General features: G+C 65.5%; 1 rRNA gene. It reads right to left on the bottom strand.

The annotated features are described in order from the left end of the window. A 23S ribosomal RNA gene (locus tag INF29_RS14395) occupies positions 1-1,118 on the bottom strand; the annotation flags it as partial.

Below are 1,118 nucleotides of genomic sequence, written 5' to 3'. Positions count from 1 at the left end.
TTCGGCTACGCCTCCCGGCCTCGCCTTAGCCCCCGACTGACCCTGGGGGGATTAGCCTCGCCCAGGAAACCTCGGGTTTACGGCGGTGGAGTTACCCTCTCCACTCTCGCTACTCATGCCAGCATTCTCGCTCGGTCGCGGTCCACGGCTCGGTTCCCCGGCCGCTTCGCCCCGCGATCGACGCCCCCCTACCGATGAACGAAGTTCATCCCGCCGCTTCGGTACCGCGCTTAGCCCCGTGTATTGTCGGCGCGCGCCCACTCGACCAGTGAGCTGTTACGCACTCTTTGAAGGGGTGGCTGCTTCTAAGCCAACCTCCTGGTTGTCTGCGCGAGCGCACATCCTTTGCCACTCGGCGCGGATTTGGGGACCTTGGCGGGCGGTCTGGGCTGTTTCCCTCTCGAGCACACAGCTTAGCCCACATGCTCTGACTGCCGGGGTGTGGGCCGTCGGCATTCGGAGTTCGGTTCGAATCGGTAGGCGGCGAAGCCCCCTCATCGATCCGGTGCTCTACCTCCGACGGTGAACCCCCGACGCTAGCCCTAAAGCTATTTCGGGGGGAACGAGATATCTCCGGGTTTGATAGGCCTTTCACCCCTATCCCCAGGTCATCGGAGCGCTTTTCAACGCACTGCCGTTCGGCCCTCCACGGGGTCTTACCCCCGCTTCAGCCTGCCCAGGGATAGCTCACCCGGCTTCGCGTCCGCGGCCGGCGACTGATGGCGCCCTGTTCGGACTCGCTTTCGCTACGGCTCGCTTGCTAGCTTAACCTCGCCGCCGGCCAGCGACTCGCTGGCTCATTCTACAAAAGGCACGCCGTCACCCCGCGAAGGGGGCTCCGACTGCTCGCGGGCGCACGGTTTCAGGTGCTGTTTCACTCCCCTCCCGGGGTGCTTTTCACCTTTCCCTCGCGGTACTCGTTCGCTATCGGTCACGGGAGAGTATTCAGGCTTGGATGGTGGTCCACCCAGATTCGGACCGGGTTTCACGTGCCCGGCCCTACTCAGGTGCCGTGATCGGCGCGCGCCTGAGGGTCCGCCTACGGGGCCCTAACCCTGTGCCGCCGGCCTTCCCATGCCGTTCGGCTCCCCTCGGTGCGTCGCCGCCGGGGGCGGCAG

Origin of the sequence: Anaerotignum lactatifermentans (genome assembly GCF_014982935.1) — a bacterium.
In the GTDB taxonomy this organism is placed as follows: Bacteria; Bacillota; Clostridia; order Lachnospirales; family Anaerotignaceae; genus Anaerotignum; species Anaerotignum lactatifermentans.
This window is presented reverse-complemented; position numbering and strand designations above follow the sequence as displayed.